Below are 24,072 nucleotides of genomic sequence, written 5' to 3' on the forward strand. Positions count from 1 at the left end.
TGATAGCAAGATGGATATGAGGGCGATTGCGCATATACTGACCGATCTTCCGCAGAAGTTCGGCATTCCGCGCAATAGCTTCTTGGCGCCGCACCTGCAGGGGCGCATCGTGTTCGAGCCGGAGTTCGCGTTGCCGGCGGCGGTGGCGGGGCTCGAGGAGTTCACGCACCTGTGGTTGCTGTGGCAGTTCGAAAACGGCGCGCCCGGCGGAACGGCGGCGGACGTCGCGTCGGATGCGCGCTCGGCGGCGACCGGGCACGGTGCGGGCGGTGCCGTTTCGCCTGCCGGCGCGTCGGTGGGATGCGGCACGTCCTCCGGTCCTGATGCGGCGCGCGCCTGGTCGCCTACGGTGCGCCCGCCGCGGCTGGGCGGTGCCGAACGGCGCGGCGTTTTTGCCACGCGCAGTCCCTTTCGGCCCAATCCAATAGGGTTGACCTGCGTGAAGATCGATCATATAGAGATGGGGGAGGCGGGTCCCGTCATCCACGTGCTCGGCGCCGACCTGCGCGACGGCACGCCCGTCTTCGACATCAAGCCCTACATTCCCTTTGCCGACTGCCATCCCGATGCCACAGGCGGCTGGATCGACGCCGCGCCCTGGCGCGAGCTCGCGGTCGATTTCGCGACCGAGCTGCAGCGGCGCGTGCCGGCGGAGAAGCTGCCCGGACTGGTCGAGGTGCTGCGTCAGGACCCGCGTCGCGCCGGCAGCAAGCATGAGCCATCGCGCGTGTACCATCTGGCGTACGCGGGTCTCGACGTGTCCTTCACGGTCGACGGCGACGCGCTCCAGGTGCGGGGCATCGAGCCCACCTCAGATTAGGGACAGGCACTTTTCCGAGACCGGCGAGCCGTCGGCCTCAGATTAGGGACAGACACTTTTCCGAGAGGATGCCGGGGCCCGCGAGGCGGAGCGCGTACATTGTGGCGGCCACAGACGCGCCCTCCCGATCGGTGCCGTTCGCACGGTGGCGAGATGTCTCAGAAAGGTGCCTGTCCCTAATCTGAGCACTGCTCGAGCGCGTCTCTCAGAAAAGTGCCTGTCCCTAATCTGAGGTGTCCGGCCAGAGAATCAGTCGAACTGCCGAAGGGCTTGGGAGAGCAGCTCGAGGCCGCGGTGCAGCGTCTCCTTGGGCGCGCAGTAGCCCAGCCGCGCGCCGCGGGGCAGCTCGAAGCGACTGCCCGGCACCAGCAGCACGCCGAATCGCTCAAGGAGGTCGAGGCAGAACGCCTCGTCGTCCACGGGGATGTCCAAGCGCAGGTACGAGGTGGAGACGCCGCGCGGCGCCACCCAGCTCGCATGCGGTTCGCCGGCGAGCCAGGCTTCCACGATGGCGCGGTTCTCGGCAATGATGCGCTGGTTGCGCGCGAGGATGCGGTCGCGGTGGTCGAGCACGTGCACGGCCATGGCGTCGTTGAACACGCCGCCGCAGATGAGCGTGTAGTCGCGCAGGACGCGGATCTTATCGGCGACTTCGGCGTTCGAAGCGGTCCATCCCATGCGGATGCCGGGGACCGAGTACGTTTTCGACAACGAGTTGGTGACCACGGCGCGGTCGTAGAGGTCGGCCATCGAGGTGTAATCGCACGTGTCGTCCAGCGGCAGGTACACTTCGTCGGAGAGGACGTAGGCGCCTACGCTGTCAGCGATTTCGGCGATCTGCTCGAGCGTTTCTCGCGGCAGCACCGTGCCCGTGGGATTGCTGGCGTTGTTGATGCAGATGAGCGCGGTGTGCGGCGTTACGAGCGCGCGAAGCTCGTCGATATCGGGGTTCCAGTCGAGCTCCTCGTGGATCTGCCAGTAGTCGACCTGTGCGCCCAATGCGCGCGGCAGCTCGTAAAGCGGCTGGTAGGTAGGGTATTCGGCCACTACATGGTCGCCGGGTTGGACGAGGGCCATGACCGCCAGGAGGTTCGCGCCCGTGGCACCGTTGGTTTGCAGCACGTTGTCGGGATGAACGGTCCGGTAAAGGCCCGCAACGCGCTCCTTGAAGGCGGGCGAGCCCTCGATCCAGCCGTAGTTCATCTTCTCGCGTCCGAATTGCTCGTAGAAGGCGGCTGGGTCGCCATCGTCGAGCGAGAGGATCTCATCCTGCGTGAGCGACGCGATGGTCGACTGCGCGATGTCCACGGTGGCGCTCTTCTCGTGCACGTTGAGCCAGTCTTCGACGCCGATGGTCTTGATGTTCATGGTGCCTCCTTTGGCATTGGGCGGGTGACGGGGTTCGGGTGCACGACGCGGGCCGGGCGCGCGCGGCTGCGGGCGGCTGCGGGCGCTGCGGCTGCGGACTGGGTTCGCACGGCAGCGGGTCAGCTGCGGGTGCGGGCAGCTGAGGATGCGGGCGGCTGCGGCAGCGGGTCGGCTGCGGGCAGCTGCGGCTGCGGGCGCGGCCGGGTGAAGGGTATCTAGTCGAGACCATGATGCCCGTTGCCAACGCCAGGCGCTACGAGCACCTGGCAAACGGTAGGCGTGCGTGCGTTTTCCTAGCGGCAGCGATCGAGTGGAAATCCCCATCGGGAGGAATCTGGCGACGGACCGTGTTTCGTGAAGAATCCTGACGGCGGCGATTCGGCCGGATGCCTTGGCGGGGGAAATCTCGCACCGGGCGCCCGGGCGCGCGGATTCCTGACGCCCGGGGCGCCCGCGCGCGCTTTTCCGACGCGTGCGGGGCCGTGCGGGGCCTCCTGCCGTCAGAAAAGCGCGGCGCCTCTCCGCTAGCGGGAGCTTCGCGCCGCAAGCCGTCCATCCCCGCGGATTCCTGACGGCAGCGATTCGGCCGGATGCCTGGCGGGAGAAATCCGGCATGGGTGGCCATCTTGAGAGTTTTCCTGACGATAGGGTTGGGGTCGAAAACCCTGGCGGAAGGGAAACGGCGCTCAGCCGCATCGCGTGCAGATTCCTGACACCAGCGGTCTGGTTGAAATCCCTATCGGGAGGAATCCGGTGCGCGCGGGAATCTTGCGAGTTTTCCTGACGGTGGCAATCGAGTGGAATCCCCATCGGGAGGAATCTGGCGACGGCCCGTGTCTCGTGAAGATTCCTGACGGCGGCGATTCGGCCGGATGCCTTGGCGGGAGAAATCTCGCGTCGGGCGCCCGGGCGCGCGGATTCCTGACGGCAAGGGTGCGTGCGCGTCGCCCTTCGGTAAAGGAAAAGGTGGAAGACGAACCTGCGTCTTCCACCTTTTGGGCAGCGTATATGCTGTGCGTCTCCCGAAGCGAACGGGCCGTTAGCGCTTCTTGCGCCTCAGGGCCGCGGCGGCGCCCAGGAGCGCGGTTGCGCCCAGCGAGAGGGGCGCGGCGACCGAGGCGATGTCGCCGGTCTGCGGGATCTGGCCGCCGGTGCCGGGCTTGCTGCTGCCCGGCTTCTTGTCGGGCTGCGGCTGCGGGTCGGGCTGCGGCTGGGGCTGGGGCTGCGGCTGCGGCTGCGGGTCGGGCTGCGGCTGCGGGCCGGGCTGCGGCTGGGGCTCCGGCTCCGGCTCGGGAGCGGGCGCGGAAACCTTCTCGAACAGCGCTTCGACCGGGACATCTGCCGCCGCGGCGTCCTCGGCGGTCACCTCGACCTGCAGGGGCTTCTCGGCATCGGCGACCTCGACGGCCTGGCCGCCCTTGGTGACCGATGCGATGCGGTAGCCCTCGTCGGGGGTCACGGTGAAGGAGGCCTTGCCGTCCTTCAGGGCCACGAAGCCCTCGGGCGCGATGGTTCCGCCCATGCCGGCGCTGCCCACGGCGCCGAAGCTGGTGAGGCCGTCGGATTTCAGCGAGATATCAAGCTTGTCCAGGCGCGGTGACTTCTCGGCGGGGCCGGTGAAGACGAGCGTGGACGCGCCGGGCTTCTTCACGGTGAAGGTGAACTCGACGGTCTTGTACTCCTCGCCGTTGGTGTGGCCGGCGGCGCTTTCGCCTGCCGCCACGATCGGATCGTCTGCATCGGCGTCGGCCCATACGACCTTGTTCGAGGACGAGCCGCTCATGTAGCGCAGGACGGCGCGGTAGGTGCCCGCGCGCTCGGCGGTAAACGGGATGGAGGCGGTGTCCTTCTCGCCGACCGAGTTCACGAGCTTGCCCATGCTGGCGTCTGCGCGCTCCTGGACCTCCATGGGCCATTCGCCGTCGCCGGCGGGGTCGTTCTTCAGCTGGCCGAGCTCGAATTCGATGGTGGACGTTGCGCCCACGATGCTGGGGAACGCGAAGGGCTCGGACTCGGTGTAGGCCGTGCGGGCCTTGAGACCCGCCTGGGCGGACTCGAGCGCCTTCATGGCTTCGAAGACGCTGTCGGCGCCGGGGGCTTGCTGCGCGGCGACGCCGCGGGCGGACACGAGTGCCTTGTTGAAGGCGCTCACGGTCTCGGCGGTGTACTGGCCGGCGTTGGGTGCGAGCGCTTCGGCGGCCTTGACGGCCTCCTTCAGCTTCTCGAGCGTGTAGTTGGTCTCGCGGTCCTTGATGGTCACGGTCACGTCGTCGTTGGAGCCGATAACCAGGCCGGCCGGGGAGACGGCGGACATCGTCACGTAGAACTGGCCGTTTCCGATGGTGCTGGAGTCGGTGACGCGCTTGGTGCGGACATCGACCGTCTTGTGGGTCTCGCCGTCCTCGAACACGACGCGCTGGGACTCGGTGTAGAAATCGCCCTGTACCGCGGAGCCCGGCTCGAAGTTCACGGCGACCTCGGCGCGGCCGGTGGCGCCGCCGGTGCGGGTGATGCCGAGCTTATAGGTGGAGTCCTCGTCCATCGTCACCTGGGCGACGTCGAAGTCCAGCATGCCGGCGCCGTTGTTGTTGAGCACGGCCGCCGCATCCAGGCCGATGGCGCCCTTGTCGCCGCCCACGACCTCGATCTTCACGGTGTGCCGGCCGGCTGCAAGGGTGTCGGAGGCGTAGAGCACGGCGCTCGTCACGCGCTTGGCGGAGCGGGTGTCGATCTCGATGGGCTGGCCGTTATCGATGGTGATCTTGGCCTTGCCGTGGTTGGGGTCGAGGGTGCCCAGCAGCATGAACTTGGTGCCGTCGAAGCTGAACGTGGCGGTGGCGCCGGCGTTGCCGGTCCACATGCTGGTGCCCTCGATGAAGTCGGCCTTCTTCTCTTGGTTCCAGCCGCTCGAGGTGGTCATCTTCGTGTTGTCGATGGTGAGCATGCCCTCGGGGATGGGCGTGGGCTTCTCGAACGCCTTGGAGGTCCTGTAGGCGCCGACCTCGGAGATCTGCGCGATCTTGCCATCGAGGGTTACGAGGTCGATCTTGATGGCGGTCGCGTTCACGAGCGCGCCGCGCACGAGGCGCTTGGAGCCCACGGTGCCGCCCTTGCCGTACTCGTTCCAGGTGCCGGAGGCGTCCTTGTAGGAGACGGTGAAGCTCTTGATGCGCTGGCCGTTCTGGATGGCCTCCTCGAAGGAGACGACGTTGAGCGTGCGGGCCTCGGGGAACTCGATGAGCAGCGACTGCGTACCCTCCGCGGACTTGGCGCTCCAGAAGGTATCGTCCTTGCCGTCGAGAACCTTGCCCGGCCCGTACGCGGCCGCGTCCTCCCAGACGCTGGTGGCCTTGGCGGTGGCGGCTTCGCGGCCTTCGCCCGTGCGCGTGAGGTCGTCGGCGAAGGTCTGGGCCACGTTGGAGCCGAAGTCGAGCGTGCGCTGCTTGATCTCGTCGTCGACCGTGCCCTTGTCGTTGGGCGGAACGTTGAGGAGCAACGGTGCGCCATGGCCGACCGAGTTGAAGTACATGTTGCTGAGCTCGACGAGGGACTTGGGGGTCTTCATGTTGTCGTGCCAGAACCAGCCGGCGGTGATGCGGGCGTCCGCCTCGGGCATGATCCACTGCTCGCCGTCGGGCGCGCCCACGCTTACCTCGGCGCCGACGCTGGAGTCCTGCTGGATGTTCTTATCCCACGGCACCTCGGCGGAGCTGGGGTTCCAGTTGGCGTTCATCTTCACGCGGTTCCAGGCGGTGTCGCCGGCAAGGCCGTTCTCGTTGCCGACCCAGCGCACCTCGGACTGCTTGCCGCATTGGAAGAGGACGCAGTCGTTGCCCTCGAGCTCCTTGATGGTCTTGGCGAAGCGTTCGAAATCGTAATCCTGGGCGTCCGCGCCCGTGCCCTTGGCGCCGTCCATCCAAACCTCGACGAACTTGCCCTTGTTGCCGTACTTCTGGTTGCCCAGGATCTCGCGGAGCTGGCCGTCGTAGAAGGCGTTGTAGTTATCCTTGTTGCCGTCCTTGTTGCCATAGGTGGGCTCGTGGATATCCCAGGGGGAGAGGTAGAGGCCCATGTCGACGTCGTACTTCGAGCAGGCGGCGGAGAGCTCGGCCAGGATGTCGATCTTGGACGTGGTGCTGCCCATGTCGTAGTCGGTGGACGGGCTGTCCCAGATGCAGAAGCCGTCGTGGTGCTTGGCGGTGACGATCAGCCGCTTGAAGCCTGCCTCCTTGATCATCTTGACGTAGCCGTCCGCATCGAACGAGGTCAGGCGGTTCATGTATTCGGTAGCCGTCGGCCTGCCCTTGCCGTAGTCGGTGCCCCATTCCACGCCCGAGAACGTGTTGGGTCCGAAGTGGCAGAATGCCGCCAGCTCTTCTTTGGCGTACTTGTACTGGCCGCCGTTGGGCTTTACGGCGTCTTGCTCCGGGGCCGTGGCGACGGTGCCGCCGAGCTGGCTATCGCCAACCCATGTTTCTGCATAAGCGGCTACGGGCAGCGCGAGCGACGAGCAGAGTCCGGCCATGACGGCGAGTCGCGCAAGGTTGCTACGGTGCATGTTCCTCCCATCCGTTGCTGTCGGATAACCGACAGGGGCTTGATGTGCGCGGGCGCCAGTAGACGATGGTTCCGCGCATAGAGCAGCATTGTGATTGAGGGGGTACCGAACTGTTACAGGCGGTCGGTGGGCGCGTTGAATTCTAACCTGGATGGTGGGTTGTTTTTGCAGCGGGTCCTTTCGTGTAAAACGCATCGAGCGATGCCGCCTCGCGTGGGAAACGCCTTCGAGCGGGCGCGAGCGGCCTGTTCTCGGCTGGCGGGGTCCGCGGTGGTCACGGTGGCGCTCCAGTGCGGCTGATACACTGGTGAGGGTATCGGACGGGCGCGGGCGATGGACTTCGCCCCGGCACCTGCGTTTGCGGGGCGCGTCCGGCCGGGGAGCGCCCGACGGCTGGGCGCTATCGTCGAAGCGGAGCGGAAGGGGTGTGCATGGAGCGGTTCGCGCACTATATGTATGTGCTCGAATGCGGCGATGGCAGCTATTACACGGGCTATACCACCGACGTCGACGCGCGCGTGGCGGCGCATGCCGCGGGACGGGGCGCGCGGTACACGCGTGCCCATGGACCGGTGCGCCTGCTGGCTTCGGCGCGCTTCTATTCGAAAGCGCGGGCGATGCGCGCCGAAGCGCTCTTCAAGCGCCTGTCGCGCGAAGCCAAGGAGGCGCTGCTCGCTGCGGCCGCCGCGGAGCCCCTCGAGTGCGTGCTCGAGCGCTTCTTGCCCGGTTTCGGCGGCGAAGACGCCGTCGAGTTCGTCTGCCGCAGGCTTTCCCAGGAAGCCGATCCCTCGTACCGGGCCTTCATGGCGCCGCTCGTCCCCACGGTGGATGCAGGGCGTTTGGTTGGCGTGCGCACGCCGGCTGTACGCGCGATCGCGAAGGAGGCCGCCTGCCGCGATGATGCGCCGACGTTTCTGCGTGCGCTGCCGCATCGGTTGTTCGAAGAGAACCAGGTACATGCGTTTATGCTGGGGCGGATGAGCGACTACGATGCCGCCCTGCCGCTGTACGAGCGGTTCTTGCCGCACGTGGACAACTGGGCGACCTGCGACCAGCTGCCGGTGCGCGTGTTGGCTGCCGATCCGTCGCGTACGTTGGAACGGGTATCGTGGTGGCTCGCGTCGGGCAGGTGCTATACCACACGGTTTGGTATCGGCGTGCTGATGCGGTTGTTTTTGGATGAGCGCTTCGAGCCGCGATTCTTGCAGATGGTCGCCGACGCGCGCATGCCCGAGGCCCCCGTGCGGCCGGAGGCGGAATCGGACGCGTATTACGTCGACATGATGCGCGCATGGTATTTCGCCGAGGCGCTGGCCAAGCAACGGGAGACGGCGTTGCCGTATCTCGAGGCTCGCGGCGAGGCGGCGCTGCTGGACGAGTGGACGCGCAGGCGGGCTATCCAGAAGGCGGTGGAAAGCAGGCGCATCGCGCCCGATTTGAAAGACCATCTCCGAACGTGTCGATAGGGGCGGCGCGGGCGCATGGGGAGTCGAGTAGCGGCTCCGGGGGTGCGCGGGCGTCGCGATAGGGAAAGGAAACAATGGTGAACGAGGATTTCGAGAAGATCATGGAGGCTGCGCGCCAGCAGTTGACCGATGGCGATGCGCCCGCGCCGCGAGCGATGGCCGAGGCCGAGCGCTGCCTGTCGAGGGGCGATGCCAAGGCGGCCGTCGAGCTGCTGCTGCCGTTGTGCGAGCAGCTGTTCGAGGTCGGGAAGGACGCGGTCGAGGACGACGAGGCCCAGCCGACGTACTTCGACCTGGATAACATCGTCGAGCAGGTGCTGCTGGTCGATACGATGAAGCCCGAGCGCGAGCTCAAGCCGACGCTCCTTCCGTTCGTGCACACCTACGCGCTCTGCGCGTTTGCCCTGCACGCCGAGGGCCGCTACGAGGAGGCTGCCACCTGGCTGCAGCGCGCGCTCGCGTGGAATCCCGTGCAGCCGCATCTGTACTTCGAGACCTCCGAGGCCTTCAAGAAGATGGGCCGGTTCGACCAGGCCGACGCTTGGATCGACCGCGCGTACGTGGTGTGCGCCGACCCGCTGGCGCTGGCGCGCTGGTATCGCGCCAAGAGCTTCTGCGCGGTGGAGCGCGAGGAGTATGAGCTGGCGGCGGCCGAGCTGCTGTTCAGCACCGCGTTCGAGCAGTCGCCGGCGGTGACGTCGGAGCTCGAGTACCTCAAGACCGAGCGCGGGCAGGACTTCACCGACATGGATCGCGAGACCGTGGTCCGCACGCTGCAGGAGCATCACCTGCCGCTTGGTCCCAATGAGGCCGCGCTGCAGGCGCTTGCCACCTCGGTCGCCATCGCGCGCGAGAACGGTGATCTGCCCACGGCCCGCGAGTGCGCCCTGCGCCTGTATGGCCTGACGGGCGACGACTCCGCCAAGGAGCTCTACGACTCGCTGGTCGAGGAGTAGGGTTCGGTAGCCTTACGGCTGCGTTTTGCATACAGCTACCCGACGGGGCGAGGCGGCGGATTGCCGTCTCGCCCCGTCGTTCGTGTCTGGTATACACTGTCGAGATGCAAAGATGCGCCGCCGTGTGCGCGGTGCTGGTGAGGGAGGGCGTTATGAAGATCACCGTTGTCGCCGTGGGCAAGCTCAAGGAGCGCTTTTGGACGGATGCGTGCGCGGAGTACGCCAAGCGCTTGCAGGCGTTCGCAACGGTGAAGCTCGTCGAGGTACCCGATCGCGATCCGGCGAAGTTCGGCGGCGAGGACAGCGCGCGTGCGCTGGAAGGCAAGGGCGTGCTGGCGGCGATCCCCGAGCGCTCGCATGTCATCCTGTTGGACATCGGAGGTACGGAGCGCTCGAGCGAAGAGATCGCCGAGCGCCTCGATGGGCTGATGACGCGCGGCACGAGCAACATCACGTTCGTTATCGGCGGATCGTGCGGGGTATCGCAGGACGTGCGCGCCCGCGCCGACGAGCGCCTGTCGTTCGGGCGCATCACGCTGCCGCACAACCTCGCGCGCGTGGTGCTGCTCGAGCAGGTCTACCGAGCCTTCAAGATCATGCGCGGCGAGCCGTATCATAAGTAGGCGGCGGGGCGCTGCGAAGCGCGTTTGCCGTTGCGCGCGGTCGTGCGTCGCGTTCAGGTGGGCGCGCGAGGATGCGGCCGGCTTTTCCCGACGTTGCTCGGCTGCGCGTTTCGTTAACTGTCCACTGCGCGGTACTCCCTTTCGCCTTTTCCGACCTACCATGATCGCATCGCAAGGAGAAGGGGAAGCCATGAGTTCGTTTAAGCGCTATATCCATGTTGAACGCCTCGATTCCGATGAGTGCGCTGGCTTGCTGGAGAACAATGGCATCTATGTGACCGCAAAGGTGGATGGATCGAACGGCAGCGTCTGGTGGGACGGCGACGCGCATCGCCTTGCCTGCGCATCGCGCAATAACGTACTTGACCTCGATGCGGACAACGCGGGGTTCTGCGCCTGGTGCGCGACGCCTGGCGAGGAGCGCGATCGCTTGATGGCGTTTTGCGAAGGGCGCCCCAATCTGGTGGTGTTCGGAGAGTGGATGGGGCAACGCGTCTTCACCGGTGCGTTCAAGGGCTATGATGCGCGCGCTTTGGACACGCTCGTGATCTTCGATGTGTTCGACAGGAAGCTCGACGAGTACCTGCCCGATGCGTGCTGGCGCCCGATGCTTGCGAAGGCCGGGTTGGAGCGTTGGTTCGTTCGAGTGCTGGCGGTCCTCGACCATCCAACGGTCGACGACGTGGTGCGCATCGGCAAGGAGAATGATTTCCTGCTCGAGGGAACGGGCGTGGTCGGAGAGGGCATCGTGTGCAAGGCTCCCGGTTGGCGCAACGCATATGGGCGTCAGGCGTACGGCAAGATCGTGCTCGACGAGTTCAAGTGCCAGCGCAAGCTGTCGCGCGAGTCGATCGATGTGGAGCGCGAGATCGTGCTGCATTACATGACCGATGCCGAGATGGCGAAGAGCGTGGCGAAGGTATGCCGTGCTTGCTCGGTGGATGCGTTCGACACGACGAGCCGCAAGATGGTGGGCATGCTGCAGAGCATGTGTTGGCGAGACCTGCTCGACGAATGCGCCAACTGGGTCAAGAAATATAAGAAGCCTACGGTGAATTTCGGACAGCTCTCGGGTGCGTGCAATGCTCGCGTTGCAGACTACGTGAGCGAACACTGCGGCTAACGTGAAGCTGCGGTGCGGCGATGGCGGCCGTCGGCTTGCATAGGACGGCTGCCCGCCGCGTGGTGCGGACGGGATCGGAACGCCGTGGGCTGGTTGCCCGATGCGGGTTGCGACCTGTCCGCACCTGGTGCGGGCGCGACTTGTTCGCGCTATGACGTAAAGGAGTTGCATGCAGGATGTTGGAAATATCGGGATCATATGAGACCGCCGTCGCGTTTGCGAGCGTTATCGAGGACGAGGCAATCGAGCAGGTGCGCGCGATGTGCGACCAGCCTTTCGCGCAGGGCGCCCATGTGCGCATCATGCCGGACGTCCATGCGGGAAAGGGCTGCACCATCGGCACCACGATGCACGTGACCGATAAGATCGTGCCCAACATCGTGGGCGTCGATATCGGGTGCGGTATGTACGTGGTCGAGCTGGGCGCCGATCCGCTCGATCTGGCCCGGCTCGACGACGTGTGCCACCACATCCCGTATGGCGCGCGCGTATGGGACTGCCGCAAGGAGAAGTTCGACCTCGAGCAGCTGCGTGCATACCGCCAGCTCAAGGATGTGAAGCGCATCCATAGGAGCCTGGGTACGCTGGGCGGCGGCAATCATTTCATCGAGGTGGATGTTGCGCCGGACGGTACCCAGTATCTGGTCATCCATAGCGGAAGCCGCAACCTGGGCACGCAGATCGCCACGTATTACCAACGGCTGGCAATCGAGCTGCACCAGGGTAAGGAGGAGTACTTCGAGCGCAGGGACGCTCTCATCGCCGAGTACAAGGCCCAGGGCCGCCGCTCCGAGATCCACGAGGCGCTGAAAGAGCTGGCATGGAGCGCTCGCGAGCCCGATGCGCCGGAGGACCTCTGCTGGCTCTACGGTTCGTATGTGGACGATTACCTGCACGATGTCGCTGTATGCCAGGCGTATGCCGCGCGCAATCGAGAGGTGATGGCCGAGATCATCCTTTCGGGCTTGGGCCGCGAGGCTGCCAGCGCGTTCCACACCGTCCACAATTACATCGATGTGGACGAGATGGTGCTGCGCAAGGGCGCGATCGCCGCGCATGCCGGCGAGCTGGTGCTCATTCCCATCAACATGCGCGACGGCAGCATCTTGGCGCGCGGCCTCGGCAACGCCGAGTGGAATGAGAGCGCGCCCCACGGGGCGGGCCGCCTGATGTCGCGCACGGCCGCTCGCGAGCGACTGAGCGTGTCGGAATTCGCACGCCAGATGAAGGGCGTCTACACCACCTGCGTAAGCGAGCGCACGCTCGACGAGGCGCCCATGGCGTACAAGTCGATCGACGATATCCTGGGCAACCTGGACGAGACGGTCGAGGTCGTCGACATCCTCAAGCCCGTGTTCAACTTCAAGGCCATGTAATACGGGGTTTGATAAGGCGGCCGCAGGACAGTGGTTTTCCGGCATGCTGTGTCGGCGATTTCACCGCTGCGGCCTTCGCTCTGTTTAGTATGAAGCCCAGAGCGTTCGAAGCAAGCCCAACGGCTCCGGATGCTCTAGATGGATGGTTTTAGAAATCGCCGGGAATTCAGGCACGTGACCCCGCCCCTTATTCCTCGCCGGCGCGGATGCGGCGATGGTGCTCCTGCACGGCGATGCGCGCAGCCCGCTGGCCTTCGATTGCCTGCTCGAGCTGGCGGCCGTAGTAGGTGAGGCCGTCGTCGATGAGCGTGTAGTAGCCAAGCTCGGCTTCGGTGTACAGCGAGAGCGCGGCCTCGGGGTTGGGTTCGAGCCTGCCCTCGATGCCGTGCAGGAGGTAGTCGGCCATGTGGTGCGCGGCGCGCGCCGTGAGGGGCGGCTCGCCGGCATGCTTGTACGCGTTGACGTACATGCACCAGGCGGTGAACTCGCTTTTGCGCACGCCCCTGCCGCTGGCGTAGAGGTCGCCGAGCTTCCAGTAGCCCTCGGGGTTATTCGCCATAAGGGCGCCGAAGGCATAGCATTCGTACGCGCGGGCGTAATCGCGATTCGTGCCGCGACCGTAGTAGTACATGTAGCCGAGGTTGATGGCCGACTGCGCATCCCCGCGGGCCTTGCCGAGTTCGTAGAGATCGATAGCGATGGCGTAGTCTTCGGGCGACCCGACGTTCGGCGCGTCGAGGTAGAAGTTCGCAAGGTTGCAGCAGCAGCCGGCGTGCCCGCAGGCCACGCCGTGTTCGTACACGCGCATGATGAATTCGCGCAGCAGGGGGTCGTTCTTAAGACGCTCGTATGCCGGCGGGTTGCCGAAGAAGCTTTCGCACATCTCGTCGAAGTCTTCTTCCATGGCGTTGACGAAGGCCAGGTAGATGGTATTCCACTCGGGGAGGTCGATGCGGTCATGCAGGGGAGAGGTATCGTAGGAGTCTGCGATGAGCTCGCTCCAGCGCTCGATCTCTTGTGCGGTGAGCTTTTTGCATTCCATGGCGTCTCCTTCCGTTGCGCTTGCCCGCGCGGACTCCGAGGCGGGCAAGCTGACTATGCTTGCAGTTTACCCCTGTATGTCGAGCCTGCTGTCCATCGGGGTGGACGGGTGAAGGGACGCCCCGGCGCGCGGCGGGTTCGCAGGAGATGCGGGCCGTTGCCTGGCATGCGCTGTCGAGTCGAAGAATGTACTTGCCGGCGGGGAGGGCGGGTAGAGGAGGGCGTTAGATGCCGCCGGGCGCATGTGCCCGGCGGCATCGCTGCTATTCGACTTCGTACGGCCAGTCGTTGATGCCGCCGAATTCGACCACGTTGGTGTAGCCGAGGTCGGCGAGGGCCTGCGAGGCCTGTTTGCTGCGGTTACCGCTGCGGCAGTACACCAGGATGAGCTGGTCCTTGTCGGGCAATGTGCGCGCGGCGTTTTCGGTCACCGCGTCGTGCGGCAGCACGACGGCGCCGGGGATGTGGCCGCCGTCGTATTCGGCCTGGGTGCGCACGTCGAGAATCACGTAGCCTTCTTCGGTATCCATGAGCTCCTTCGCGCGCTTCGCATCGACTTGTTCGTAAGTCGATGCGTCGGTGCTTGCGGCGGCCGGCCCCGGTTCGTTCGAGCACCCGGCAAGCGGGATGGCGGCGAGCGGGCCAACGAGGACTGCGAGGATGAGGGGGCGACGGTTCATGATGGCCTTTCTGGAAGATGGTGGTTCGGGGGTTAGGATATCAACGCACGGTATCCTCGTCTGTGACGAACGCACAGAAGGGCCCGCACCCGCTCGAGCCAGCTTGGGGCCCGGGGTCCTTTGACGGCGCGCCGCACCGCGATCGTTTAAGAGGAGTAAGCTAGAAGGGATACATTGCGCGGACGATGGGTCCGCGAGCAGCTGGAAAGGAGCATACGCATATGACGAAGATCGCTGTGTTGGGCGGCGGTAACGGGGCGCACGCTGCGGCGGCCGACCTCACGCTGAGGGGCTTTGCGGTCAACATGTATGAGGACGAGCGGTTCGCCCCCAACATGCAGCAGGTGTTCGACACCAAGAAGATCGAGCTTTCGGGCGCCGCGGGCGCTGGCACGGCCGAGCTCGCCATGGTCACGAGTGATCTTGCGGCCGCCGTCGAGGGCGTCAAGGTGATCCTGGTCGCGGTGCCCGCCTTCGCGCACGCCGCATATGCCGAGAAGCTCGCCGAGGTCGTCGTCCCGGGCCAGATCGTGCTCGTGCTGCCGGGCACCTTCGGTTCGCTCATGTTCTGGAAGGCGTTCAAGGAGCGCGGCGTCGAGGACGTCTGCGTGGCGGAGACCCATACGCTACCGTATGCCACCCGACTGCTCGGCCCCGGCGCGTCGCTCGTCATGAGCCGCTTCGACCCGCTGAAGGTCGGCGTCATGCCCGCCTCCCGCACCGACGAGGTCATCGCGGCGCTCGATGGCGTCTTCCCGGGTATCGAGGCTGTCGAGAGCGTCGTCGCCTGCGGCCTGTCCAGCCTGAACCCCATCATCCATGTGCCGGGTTGCATCCTGAACGCGGGGCGCATCGAGTACGCCGAGGGTGATTTCCACTTCTACACCGAGGGCTTCACCGACTGCGTGGCGCGTCTGACCGAGGCGATCGATTCCGAGCGCATCGCGCTGCTCGACGCCATGGGGTATGCGTCCGATATCGCGGCGCACGGCATCGGCGGCGCGGTCGAGACCGATTCCATCAAGGAGGCGATCGCCGGCGACCCCAACTTCGCCAAGATCACCGGCCCGGCGAACCTGCAGAACCGCTACTACTCCGAGGACATCCCCTACGGCATCGCAACGTGGGCCAAGCTCGCGCGCCTCATCGGCGTGTCCACGCCCGTGATGGACTCGCTGGTGAGCCTGGGCGGTGTGCTGCTCGAGAGCGATTGCTGGGAGGGCGGCCGCTCCATGGCCGAGCTCGGCATCGAGGGCATGGACCTCGAGGCGCTGCGCACCTACCTGGTCGAGGGATAGCGAGTAGCCGAGCGGCGGATTCGTTTGCTGCGGTCATGCTGAGTGCTCCCAACCCACCCTTGGATCGCCCTTCATTCCTGGTCAACGGGAATGAAGGGCGATTTTGCAGGACCGCGTAATGTCATTACCTGCATGCGCCGCAACCCGTATGCTGCGATTTCACGTCGCCTGCCGGTGCACGTATCTTGATGGCTCACGTACCGATGGTTACGTGCCTCCTGATCCCCGTGGCTGCGGGGATGCGCGCCGTCTGCGCCGTTGCTTGCGTCCTTGGCTTCGTGCTGGGCCAACGGTCGCTTCGCTCGGGCGCAACGGAGGGCTTCGCTGCGCGGCAGAAGCATGGCAATGCCGTAAGGGTCCTTGCATGACAACGACGGTTTTACTTGCAAAGTAGCGTTCTTCACGGACGGCTTGCGCAGTTTTGCCGACTTTTCCCAGGCCGAGTTGGAAACCTTTTTGTATACAAATCTGGTAGCAAAACCTGTACCTGCGTGTTTAATTAAGAAGACCGGTGCTATAGAAACAGCTTTCGGAAATTGATGTGTAAAGTCGGCAGAATTGCATTTTCAGGTGCAGCTGGCAGCGCGCAGACTCCTTGCCGCTCGATGTTTCTGCATGAAAAAGCGCCCTACAGGCCGGTAAACCTGTAGGGCGCCGGTGGTTTGCCCGTGTTCGCAAGCGGTGAAACGCGATCCTTACGCGAAGAACAGCTCGGAGAGGGTCATCGGGTCGACGTACTCGCCGTCCTTGTAGACGCGCATGTTGCCGGAGGCGATCTCGTCGATCAGGATGACGTTGCCGTCGGCGTCATAGCCGAACTCGAACTTGATGTCGTAGAGGACGAGGCCCTTCTCGGCCAGGTCGTCGGCGACGATCTTGGTGATCTGCTTGGTCATCTCCTTGAGGGAGTCGTACTGCTCGGCGGTCATGACGCCCAGGTCGACGAGGCCGTCCTTGGTGACCAGCGGGTCGCCCAGCTCGTCGTTCTTGAAGGTGGTCTCGACGTAGGAGGGCAGGTCGTCGCCCTCGTTGCAGTACTGCTTATAGCGGCGGTAGAAGGAGCCCACGGCCTTGTTGCGGCAGATGACCTCGAGGCCCTCGCCGAAGACCTTGGCGGGCAGGACCTCCATGGTGGTGTCGTCGAGGTTGGCGGACACGTAGTGGGTCTTGATGCCGGCGGCGTTGATCTTCTCGAAGAAGTAGATGGACATGCGCAGGTTGACATCGCCCACCCCCTCGATGGTGAGACCGACGGAGTTCTCGCCCGGATCGAAGACGCCGTCCTTACCGGTGCAGTCGTCCTTGAACTTGAGGAGGTAGTTGCCGTTCTCGAGCGCGAAAACGTCCTTGGTCTTGCCGGAATACACGAGTTCCTGGGTCATGGCGGTAGTCCTTTCATGCAACGCCGCATCGTTTGACGGTGAGAGTGTACAACATTGGCAAGGTGCCTCATAAGCTCAGCGCAAAACTAGGATTATTGTTACAGAAAGATTATCACCTTGGTGTGAACTCCATGGAGGTGGAGTGCGTGCTGGGATGCGGTCTGTGGAACGAGGGATGTCGGCCCCGCGCTGCGGCGCTCCGCCGGCCCTGTGGCGCCGGGTCCGCTGCATGGCGATGGTGCGGCGGGCTCGACGTCCTCGGGTCCGGCGTCGCGGCGTCCTGTCGATACGCTGCGCCGCAGCGGGCATGATGCGATGAAAACGTGTACGGTGGAGTGCTGGTTTGGAACGGTTTTGCAGGAGGCGGGGCGAATGGCGATGAGCGCGTGGGGTGCGCCGACGGGGCTGGAGCGAACGGCCGAGCAGTTGTACGAAGGGGTTTCGACGCGGGAGGGGCTGGCCGCCGCCGATATCGCCATCGATCGCTTGATAGCCGGCGTGCCCCTTGATCCGGGCGAGCTGCGCGCCCCCTGTGCGCCCGGGGCGCATGCGCCCACACCGACCCCGTATTTCATCGCGAGGGACCTGTATGCCAAGATGGACCTGGATGGGAGCTCGCATGTGCTTGACGTGGGCTGCGGCATGGGCCGCATGCTGGCGTGCCATGCGGCGATGCGCCTGCCCGGGCGGGTGACGGGCGTGGAGCTCGATGCCGAGCTGGCGGCGCGTGCCGCGGCTTGGACGCGCGCGCACGATGGCCTTGCGGTCGTTTCCGGCAGCGCCCTGGATATGCCGCTGTCGTCCTATACCCATTTCTACCTGTTCAACCCGTTCGATAGCGCGGTGCTGGCGCGGTTTCTCGACACGCTGGAGCGCGAGGCCGGAGCCTCGGTGCTGCTGGTGCATATGTCTGATAACGGCGAGAACTACGCCTATCTGGGGCGGCCGGGCTGGAAGTTGCGGGAAGAGGGGTTCTTCCACGAGTTTTGCGAGGGCCGGCGGCGCTCCTTCGAGGTATACGGCTGTCCGCAGCACTATTCGATCTGGAAACTCGAGCGCGCCCGGTAGGGCTGCCGTGTCCGAGCGACCCCCTATGGTTGGTGTCTGCAACGGCGGTTCGACCAAGGAGGTAGCAGTATGGCGGTGGCGTATCAACAACGGGCATCGCTTGCGGGCACGTGCGGTATCCCGCGCGAGAGCGAGCGCGTGCCCGTGCGCGTGGACTACAGCATCGAGGGCGGGTTGGTGACCGAGCGGCGCGTCCGGCCTCGGCGCATCCATTGGTCCGATGGCCGCTCGTGGGTGGTCACCAGCATTTATGATCGCCGCGAGTTCGGCCGGAGGTCGTTCGGCAACCTGTGCATCTGCTGGGTGGTCTGCGTGGCGGGGCAGCGGCGCGAGCTGTGGTGGGAGCACGGCGACTGGTTCGTGGCGAAGTATTCGGGTTTGGCGCGCGGAGCGTTGGCGCAGGGGTGAGGGCGCGCCGCGCTCCTCGCTGGCGGGTGCGTCCGTCGGCGCCGGTCAGCGGCGTCCGAGGGTGCGGCGGCGTACGCGCTGCTCGCAGAGGGAGGCGAGGACCGCAAAATCGACCAGCGGGTTATGCAGTCGCCTTGCCCAGCCGGGGCACTCCATGAGAAGGTCTTGCCAGGCGAGCGAGACGGCGACCTTGATGGCTTGGTTGCCATCGTCTGCGCTTGGGTTCTCGCCGGTGATCGAGCGCGCCGAGGCCAGCGCCTGATCGATGGCGAAATCCGTGAGGAACTCCTGGACGATGCGCTGCTCGGTGCCGGTGGTCCGGGTGACCGACGGGGTCTGGCTCCGTGCGATGGTGGCGTGCGATGCCATGTTGCTTCCTTTCGAATCGTGTGCCGCGCGCGGCCGGCGCGGCTGCAACCCTGGAGTCGTGCATGGCCCTATCCTAGGTGCGCATACGGTTCCGAGAGTACCGTGCAGTGGACACCCATGCACTCGGGGCGATGTCCGCGCGTCGGGTTAGCCTGAGGCACAAGGTGATTGAAGGAGGCAACATGGCCGTCATGCACGAATCCGTTCGCGGTCCGGGCGAAGCCGTCCCGGCGTGGCTGAGCGAAAACGACTATTTCAAGATGGGGGCCGCGGTGGCGGTTGGGGAGCTTTACAGTGCCGGCGACCTGGGCGATCGCGCGCAATCGCGCGACCGGGTCCGCCGTTTTCTAGCGAGCTTCGGCATACGCAGCATGGACGACCTCGCGGCGCTGGGGATGTGCGGCCCCTATGTTCGAGACTTCGACGGGTTGCTGCCGTAGGGAGCGTGGGCCGCGTCGCCGTCCGCGGATTGCGGGGCCTGTTCCAGGGGGTGCTTGCACGGGGCATTCTATAATGGTGTCCATCAGAATACCCAGCGAAGGGAATCCCATGGCCGCCGTCGTCGCAAGCAAGCTCAAGCTCCTGCACCTCGCCCGGATCTTCGAACGCCAGACCGATGCCGAGCACGGGCTCACCGGTCCGCAGCTCATCGAGAAGCTCGCCGAATGCGGGGTTAGCGTGGAGCGCAAGACGCTCTACCGCGACATCGGGTGCCTGCGCGACTTCGGCTACGACATCGTGCAGTTCCGCGATCGCCGTCCCGTCGAGTACGGGTTGGCCACGCGCGCGTTCCAGGAGCCCGAGCTGCTTCTGCTTGCCGACGCGGTGCAGTCGTCGCGGTTTCTCACGAAGACGAAGAGCGATGCGTTGGTGAGGTCGGTGGGCAAGCTGGGCAGCGAGTACATGGCCCGCGCCCTCGGGCGCCGCATCCATGTCGAGGGGCGCATCAAATCGCAGAACGAGTCGGTGTACTACAACATCGACGGTATCCAGCGCGCTATGGACGCAAAGCGCAAGGTGGAGTTCAAGTACTTCAAATACAACGAGCGCAAGGAGCGGGTGTGGCAGCGCGACGGCGCGGTGTATGCGGAGACGCCGGTCCAGCTTATGTATGTGGATGACGAGTACTACCTGGTGGTTTGGAATGACAAGCACGCGGATTTCGCCACGTACCGCGTGGACCGCATGAAGTATATCGAGGTGTCGGAGCAGGAGGCGACGCGCAACGAGCGCATCGCGTCGTTCAAGGTGGACGAGTATCGCCAGCGCGCGTTCGGCATGTACGGCGGCAAGACGGTCGATGTCATCCTGCGCGTGCAGGCGAGCGCGATGAGCACGGTGGTCGATCGCTTCGGCGGGGACGTCCCCGTGGACGCGCAGGACGATGGGACGGCGCGCGTGTGCGTGCGCGTGATGGAGGCGCCGACGTTCTACGGCTGGCTTGCAACCTTGGGCACGCAGGTGAGCATCGAGGAGCCGCAGCCTGTTCGCGAGGCGTATGCGGCGTACCTGCGTTCGATCCTGGCGCTCTATTAGAGGGCGCGCTTCGCCGCGCGCCCGCTTGGAATGTGTCGGGCGCGGGGTGAATCGCGCGGGATGTGTGGTATAACGGAGCAGCGTCTAAGCACGATGACAACGAAATGATGTTCATGCGTTTCCGGCCGGGATTTTTCCAGGTCGGGCGTTCGCGCGTTTCGAGGGCTTGGCCGCACGGTACGCACGTCACGAGCAGAAAGCAACGAGGCCCGCATGAAGCGCGACAAGATCAAGCCGATACTCTTCAGCATCATCAAGCATCAGGACCCCCAGACCCTCAGGCGGCAGATCCCGCGCGACATCGTGGCGGGCGTCGTCGTGGCCATCGTGGCGCTGCCGCTGTCCATCGCCCTGGCCATCGCGTCGGGCGTCGGACCCGAGCAGGGCCTCTACACCGCTATCGTCGCCGGCTTCCTCATCGCGCTGCTGGGCGGCAGCCCGGTGCAGATCTCCGGTCCCACGGCGGCGTTCGCCACCATCGTCGCCGGCATCGTGGCGGCCGACGGCATGGGCGGTCTCGTTATGGCCACCATCATCGCCGGCGTTCTGCTGATACTCATGGGCGTCTTTCGGTTGGGCGCCCTGATTCGCTTCGTGCCCTATACCATCACCACGGGCTTCACGGCGGGCATCGCGGTGACCATCGTGGCGGGCCAGCTCAAGGACCTGTTCGGCCTGACGTATCCCGCGGGTACGCCCACTATCGAGACCATGGATAAGCTCTCGGCCGTGGCCGCTAACTTCTCGAGCTTCAACGTCGAGGCGCTGCTGGTGGGCGCCGCGTTCCTGGCCGTGCTCGCGCTGTGGCCGCGCGTGAGCAAGCGCATCCCCGGATCTTTGGTGGCCGTGCTGGTGGGCGTGGGCCTGGTGAGCGGGCTGGGCCTCAACGTCAACACGATCGGCGACCTCTACACCATCAACGCCGGCCTGCCGCAGTTCCAGATGCCGCAGATGAGCCTGGATCTTTTCCGCGCGCAGTTCGCCAACGGATTCACCATCGCCATCCTCGCGGCTATCGAATCCCTGCTGTCCTGCGTGGTGGCCGATTCCATGATCAGCTCGCACCATTGCGCCAACATGGAGCTCGTCGCCCAGGGCGTGGGCAACATCGGCTCGGTGCTGTTCGGCGGCATCCCCGCTACCGGCGCCATCGCGCGTACCGCGGCCAACGTCAAGGCAGGCGGCCGCACGCCCATCTCGGGCATGGTGCACGCGCTCGTGCTGCTGGCCGTGATGGTGTTCCTCATGCCGTATGCGGCGCTTATCCCCATGCCGTGCATCGCGGCGATCTTGCTGCAGGTGGCATACAACATGTCGGGGTGGCGCACCGTGGTTCGCCTGGTGCGCACCGCGCCCAAGAGCGATGTGGCCGTGCTCGCCGTGACCTTCCTCTTCACCGTGGTGTTCGACCTGGTCATGGCGATCGGCGTGGGCATGATGATGGCCCTCGTGCTGTTCATGAAGCGATTGAGCGACGAGACCGAGGTGCGCGGTTGGAAGTACTATTGCGACGAGGACTCCGAGGTCACGCATCTGCGCGAGCTGCCCCAGAGTGTCCGCGTGTACGAGATCAACGGCCCCATGTTCTTCGGCATGACCGACCAGATCGCCGAGATCTCGGTGAAGGAGTTCACGAAGTACCTGATCATCCGCATGCGCGGCGTGCCGTCGCTGGACGCTTCGGCTATGAACGCGCTGGAGAACCTGCAGGGGTATTGCGCGGAGAACGGCGTGCAGCTCATCATCTCGCATGCGAACGAGCAGCCCATGCGCACGATGGAGCGCGCCGGCTTCGTTGACCTGGTGGGTCGCGAGCACTTCTGCGGCAGCATCGACGACGCCATCGCGCATGCCCGCGCGCTGCTGGGCGAGGACGCGTAGGCTGCCATCCGGCCCGCGGGTTACGGCTGCTTGTCGGGGACGGCTACGGGGCTCGAAATCGGCTCTTTTGACCGCTTGGCGGAGCTCTCACCCCCGAAGTGAGTGGAAAAATCGCCGCGTGCCGGATAGACGGCACGCGGCGATTTTATTTCCCCAGGTAGCGACGGTGCGCGCTGCTCGAAATGGCTTGTATACCGAAGGGGTCCAGAGTATTCCACTCACTTCGAGGGTGAGAGCTCCGCGTACGGCTATAAACCGCGCCATCCTCTATCGCCACGAGGAGGCGCAGCGTGGAAATCCGCTGCATAATGCGCTCGTCTGGGTCTTCATCCCGACGGGCGCTTCTTCTTGCCGCTACAATACGTACGTTTGAGCAGATCGCGCGGGAAGGTCCGCGCCGACACGTTAGAAAGGGACGCACGCGCCCATGGCATCTCTTGCAGACCAGATTTCCTCGCGCCGCACGTTCGCGATCATCTCGCACCCGGACGCCGGCAAGACCACGTTGACCGAGAAGCTCCTGCTGTACACCGGCACGATCCAGAGCGCCGGCTCCGTAAAGGGCAAGCAGAACGCCCGCCATGCCGTGTCCGACTGGATGGACATCGAGAAGCAGCGCGGCATCTCCGTCACGTCGTCGGTGCTGCAGTTCACTTACGGCGGCTGCTGCGTCAACATCCTCGACACCCCCGGCCACCAGGACTTCTCCGAGGACACGTACCGTACCCTCATGGCCGCCGACGCCGCGGTCATGGTGATCGACGGCGCCAAGGGCGTCGAGGCGCAGACCAAGAAGCTGTTCCGTGTCTGCGCCCTGCGCGGCATCCCCATCTTCACCTTCGTGAACAAGATGGACCGCGAGACGCGCGATCCGTTCGACCTCATGGAAGAGGTCGAGAACGTGCTGGGTATCCGCACGTATCCCATGAACTGGCCCATCGGCAACGGCCGCACCTTCCGCGGCGTGTTCGACCGCGCGAGTCGCCACGTGCTCGCGTTCGAGGGCGATGGCCGCGCGAACGGCACCAAGAAGGTCGACGAGATCGAGGCCGTGCTGGGCGACGAGGCGCTGAACGACCTCATCGGCGAGGACAACCACAAGAACCTGATGGACGATATCGAGCTGCTCGACGGCGCCGACTCCGAGTTCGACCTGGACGCCGTGCTTTCCGGCAAGCTCTCGCCCGTGTTCTTCGGAAGCGCGCTCACCAACTTCGGCGTCGAGCCGTTCCTCAAGGACTTCCTGCGTCTGGCGCCCGGTCCCTCCACGCATGTGGACGCACTCACCGGCGACGTGATCGAGCCCACGCGCGACGAGTTCTCGGGATTCGTCTTCAAGATCCAGGCGAACATGGATAAGAACCACCGTGACCGCATCGCGTTCGTGCGCATCTGCTCGGGCAAGTTCGAGCGCGGTATGGAGGCCTTCCATATGCAGGGCGGGCGCAAGCTCAAGCTGGCGACCGGCACCACCATGATGGCCGACGACCGCGCGATCGTCGACGAGGCGTATGCCGGCGACATCGTGGGTCTGTTCGACCCGGGTATCTTCAGCATCGGCGACACGCTGTGCGCGGGCAAGAAGCACGTGCAGTTCGCCGGCATCCCCACGTTCGCGCCCGAGCATTTCGCCCGTATCTCCCAGGTCGACACGCTCAAGCGCAAGCAGTTCGTGAAGGGTATGGAGCAGCTCGCCATGGAGGGCGCCGTGCAGATCTTCCGCGAGCTGGGCGCCGGCATGGAGAGCGTTATCGTGGGCGTGGTGGGCACGCTGCAGTTCGAGGTGCTCGAGCAGCGCCTGCGCAGCGAGTACCACGTGGAGGTGCGCCGCCAGGCGCTGCCGTACAGCGATATCCGCTGGATCTTGAACGAGCCCGATAGCATCGACATCGCGGGCCTGTCGCTCACGCGCGACACGCTGCGCGTCGAGGATATGCGCGGCGGCAAGCTGCTGCTGTTCACGAGCCCGTGGAACATCGACTGGGCGAAGGACCACAACAAGGACCTGATCCTGTCCGAGTTTGGTAACGTGGAGTTTTAAGACGCGAGGTTGCAAGCGGGGCACGGCGCGCGCGGCGCGGTCCGTGCCCCGCTGCGTATGACGGCGAGCCGAAGGGGG

The 24,072-nt window shown here is 65.2% G+C and carries 19 protein-coding genes; 13 read left to right on the plus strand and 6 right to left on the minus strand.

Features of this window, described 5'->3' with window-relative positions:
- The first annotated feature begins 10 nt into the window (after positions 1-10).
- Positions 11-820: a tRNA (N6-threonylcarbamoyladenosine(37)-N6)-methyltransferase TrmO gene (locus tag E4J93_RS05930; RefSeq protein WP_147588548.1), complete on the plus strand. Its 810-nt coding sequence runs from the start codon at positions 11-13 to the stop codon at positions 818-820.
- Between the two features lie 249 nt (positions 821-1,069).
- Here E4J93_RS05930 and E4J93_RS05935 read toward each other — a convergent pair whose 3' ends face one another.
- Positions 1,070-2,188, minus strand: coding sequence for an aminotransferase (locus tag E4J93_RS05935; protein ID WP_147588549.1), 1,119 nt, complete (start codon positions 2,186-2,188; stop codon positions 1,070-1,072).
- Between the two features lie 1,039 nt (positions 2,189-3,227).
- Positions 3,228-6,746, minus strand: coding sequence for an alpha-L-fucosidase (locus E4J93_RS05940; protein WP_187231628.1), 3,519 nt, complete (start codon positions 6,744-6,746; stop codon positions 3,228-3,230).
- A 431-nt stretch (positions 6,747-7,177) separates the two neighbouring features.
- Here E4J93_RS05940 and E4J93_RS05945 point away from each other — a divergent pair, with 431 nt between their 5' ends.
- From E4J93_RS05945 to E4J93_RS05965, 5 genes are all read left to right on the plus strand, one after another.
- Positions 7,178-8,212 (plus strand): DNA alkylation repair protein, encoded by a 1,035-nt coding sequence (locus E4J93_RS05945; RefSeq protein ID WP_147588551.1) that lies wholly within the window; start codon positions 7,178-7,180, stop codon positions 8,210-8,212.
- Positions 8,213-8,289: 77 nt separating this feature from the next.
- Positions 8,290-9,168: a hypothetical protein gene (locus E4J93_RS05950; protein ID WP_147588552.1), complete on the plus strand. Its 879-nt coding sequence runs from the start codon at positions 8,290-8,292 to the stop codon at positions 9,166-9,168.
- A gap of 152 nt (positions 9,169-9,320) precedes the next feature.
- Positions 9,321-9,791: a 23S rRNA (pseudouridine(1915)-N(3))-methyltransferase RlmH gene (gene rlmH, locus E4J93_RS05955; RefSeq protein ID WP_147588553.1), complete on the plus strand. Its 471-nt coding sequence runs from the start codon at positions 9,321-9,323 to the stop codon at positions 9,789-9,791.
- Between the two features lie 190 nt (positions 9,792-9,981).
- Positions 9,982-10,914, plus strand: coding sequence for an RNA ligase family protein (locus E4J93_RS05960; RefSeq protein WP_187231629.1), 933 nt, complete (start codon positions 9,982-9,984; stop codon positions 10,912-10,914).
- Between the two features lie 176 nt (positions 10,915-11,090).
- On the plus strand, positions 11,091-12,290 hold the full coding sequence (locus E4J93_RS05965) for an RtcB family protein (protein ID WP_147588555.1): 1,200 nt from the start codon (positions 11,091-11,093) through the stop codon (positions 12,288-12,290).
- 187 nt (positions 12,291-12,477) lie between these two features.
- On the opposite strand, the gene E4J93_RS05970 is transcribed toward E4J93_RS05965, so the two are convergent.
- Both E4J93_RS05970 and E4J93_RS05975 read right to left on the minus strand, forming a co-directional pair.
- Positions 12,478-13,332 carry a tetratricopeptide repeat protein gene (locus tag E4J93_RS05970; RefSeq protein WP_147588556.1) on the minus strand — a complete coding sequence of 285 codons (855 nt, stop codon included), beginning with the start codon at positions 13,330-13,332 and terminating at the stop codon, positions 12,478-12,480.
- A gap of 262 nt (positions 13,333-13,594) precedes the next feature.
- Positions 13,595-14,011, minus strand: a complete 417-nt coding sequence (locus E4J93_RS05975; RefSeq protein WP_147588557.1) for a rhodanese-like domain-containing protein — start codon at positions 14,009-14,011, stop codon at positions 13,595-13,597.
- A gap of 221 nt (positions 14,012-14,232) precedes the next feature.
- Between E4J93_RS05975 and E4J93_RS05980 the strand changes: the two genes are divergently transcribed.
- Positions 14,233-15,309 carry an NAD/NADP octopine/nopaline dehydrogenase family protein gene (locus E4J93_RS05980; RefSeq protein ID WP_147588558.1) on the plus strand — a complete coding sequence of 359 codons (1,077 nt, stop codon included), beginning with the start codon at positions 14,233-14,235 and terminating at the stop codon, positions 15,307-15,309.
- Between the two features lie 695 nt (positions 15,310-16,004).
- On the opposite strand, the gene E4J93_RS05985 is transcribed toward E4J93_RS05980, so the two are convergent.
- A complete protein-coding gene (locus E4J93_RS05985) occupies positions 16,005-16,691 on the minus strand; it encodes a phosphoribosylaminoimidazolesuccinocarboxamide synthase (RefSeq protein ID WP_147588559.1) in 687 nt (228 codons plus the stop codon).
- Positions 16,692-17,063: 372 nt separating this feature from the next.
- On the opposite strand from E4J93_RS05985, the gene E4J93_RS05990 reads away from it, so the two are divergent.
- Complete coding sequence (locus E4J93_RS05990) at positions 17,064-17,759, plus strand: methyltransferase domain-containing protein (protein ID WP_187231630.1); 696 nt, start codon at positions 17,064-17,066, stop codon at positions 17,757-17,759.
- A 69-nt stretch (positions 17,760-17,828) separates the two neighbouring features.
- Positions 17,829-18,167: a hypothetical protein gene (locus E4J93_RS05995; RefSeq protein ID WP_147588561.1), complete on the plus strand. Its 339-nt coding sequence runs from the start codon at positions 17,829-17,831 to the stop codon at positions 18,165-18,167.
- Between the two features lie 45 nt (positions 18,168-18,212).
- On the opposite strand, the gene E4J93_RS06000 is transcribed toward E4J93_RS05995, so the two are convergent.
- Complete coding sequence (locus tag E4J93_RS06000; protein WP_147588562.1) at positions 18,213-18,536, minus strand: hypothetical protein; 324 nt, start codon at positions 18,534-18,536, stop codon at positions 18,213-18,215.
- Positions 18,537-18,718: 182 nt separating this feature from the next.
- On the opposite strand from E4J93_RS06000, the gene E4J93_RS06005 reads away from it, so the two are divergent.
- From E4J93_RS06005 to E4J93_RS06020, 4 genes are all read left to right on the plus strand, one after another.
- Positions 18,719-18,976 (plus strand): hypothetical protein, encoded by a 258-nt coding sequence (locus E4J93_RS06005; protein WP_147588563.1) that lies wholly within the window; start codon positions 18,719-18,721, stop codon positions 18,974-18,976.
- Between the two features lie 109 nt (positions 18,977-19,085).
- Positions 19,086-20,072 carry a YafY family protein gene (locus E4J93_RS06010; protein WP_147588564.1) on the plus strand — a complete coding sequence of 329 codons (987 nt, stop codon included), beginning with the start codon at positions 19,086-19,088 and terminating at the stop codon, positions 20,070-20,072.
- 213 nt (positions 20,073-20,285) lie between these two features.
- Positions 20,286-21,953, plus strand: a complete 1,668-nt coding sequence (locus tag E4J93_RS06015) for a SulP family inorganic anion transporter (RefSeq protein WP_147588565.1) — start codon at positions 20,286-20,288, stop codon at positions 21,951-21,953.
- A gap of 427 nt (positions 21,954-22,380) precedes the next feature.
- Positions 22,381-23,994: a peptide chain release factor 3 gene (locus tag E4J93_RS06020; protein ID WP_147588566.1), complete on the plus strand. Its 1,614-nt coding sequence runs from the start codon at positions 22,381-22,383 to the stop codon at positions 23,992-23,994.
- The last annotated feature ends 78 nt before the right edge of the window (positions 23,995-24,072 follow it).

This window comes from Collinsella sp. BA40 (assembly GCF_008014645.1).
In the GTDB taxonomy this organism is placed as follows: domain Bacteria; phylum Actinomycetota; class Coriobacteriia; order Coriobacteriales; family Coriobacteriaceae; genus Collinsella.

Coding starts and splice junctions, on each gene's coding strand:
- E4J93_RS06010 (WP_147588564.1), top strand. CDS start 19,086: ATGGCCGCCGTCGTCGCAAGCAAGCTCAAGCTCCTGCACCTCGCCCGG.
- E4J93_RS05970 (WP_147588556.1), bottom strand. CDS start 13,332: ATGGAATGCAAAAAGCTCACCGCACAAGAGATCGAGCGCTGGAGCGAG.
- E4J93_RS05980 (WP_147588558.1), top strand. CDS start 14,233: ATGACGAAGATCGCTGTGTTGGGCGGCGGTAACGGGGCGCACGCTGCG.
- E4J93_RS05930 (WP_147588548.1), top strand. CDS start 11: ATGGATATGAGGGCGATTGCGCATATACTGACCGATCTTCCGCAGAAG.
- E4J93_RS05940 (WP_187231628.1), bottom strand. CDS start 6,746: ATGCACCGTAGCAACCTTGCGCGACTCGCCGTCATGGCCGGACTCTGC.
- E4J93_RS05965 (WP_147588555.1), top strand. CDS start 11,091: ATGTTGGAAATATCGGGATCATATGAGACCGCCGTCGCGTTTGCGAGC.
- E4J93_RS06005 (WP_147588563.1), top strand. CDS start 18,719: ATGGCCGTCATGCACGAATCCGTTCGCGGTCCGGGCGAAGCCGTCCCG.
- E4J93_RS06000 (WP_147588562.1), bottom strand. CDS start 18,536: ATGGCATCGCACGCCACCATCGCACGGAGCCAGACCCCGTCGGTCACC.
- E4J93_RS05935 (WP_147588549.1), bottom strand. CDS start 2,188: ATGAACATCAAGACCATCGGCGTCGAAGACTGGCTCAACGTGCACGAG.
- rlmH (WP_147588553.1), top strand. CDS start 9,321: ATGAAGATCACCGTTGTCGCCGTGGGCAAGCTCAAGGAGCGCTTTTGG.
- E4J93_RS06015 (WP_147588565.1), top strand. CDS start 20,286: ATGAAGCGCGACAAGATCAAGCCGATACTCTTCAGCATCATCAAGCAT.
- E4J93_RS05960 (WP_187231629.1), top strand. CDS start 9,982: ATGAGTTCGTTTAAGCGCTATATCCATGTTGAACGCCTCGATTCCGAT.
- E4J93_RS05985 (WP_147588559.1), bottom strand. CDS start 16,691: ATGACCCAGGAACTCGTGTATTCCGGCAAGACCAAGGACGTTTTCGCG.
- E4J93_RS05945 (WP_147588551.1), top strand. CDS start 7,178: ATGGAGCGGTTCGCGCACTATATGTATGTGCTCGAATGCGGCGATGGC.
- E4J93_RS05995 (WP_147588561.1), top strand. CDS start 17,829: ATGGCGGTGGCGTATCAACAACGGGCATCGCTTGCGGGCACGTGCGGT.
- E4J93_RS05990 (WP_187231630.1), top strand. CDS start 17,064: ATGGCGATGAGCGCGTGGGGTGCGCCGACGGGGCTGGAGCGAACGGCC.
- E4J93_RS05975 (WP_147588557.1), bottom strand. CDS start 14,011: ATGAACCGTCGCCCCCTCATCCTCGCAGTCCTCGTTGGCCCGCTCGCC.
- E4J93_RS06020 (WP_147588566.1), top strand. CDS start 22,381: ATGGCATCTCTTGCAGACCAGATTTCCTCGCGCCGCACGTTCGCGATC.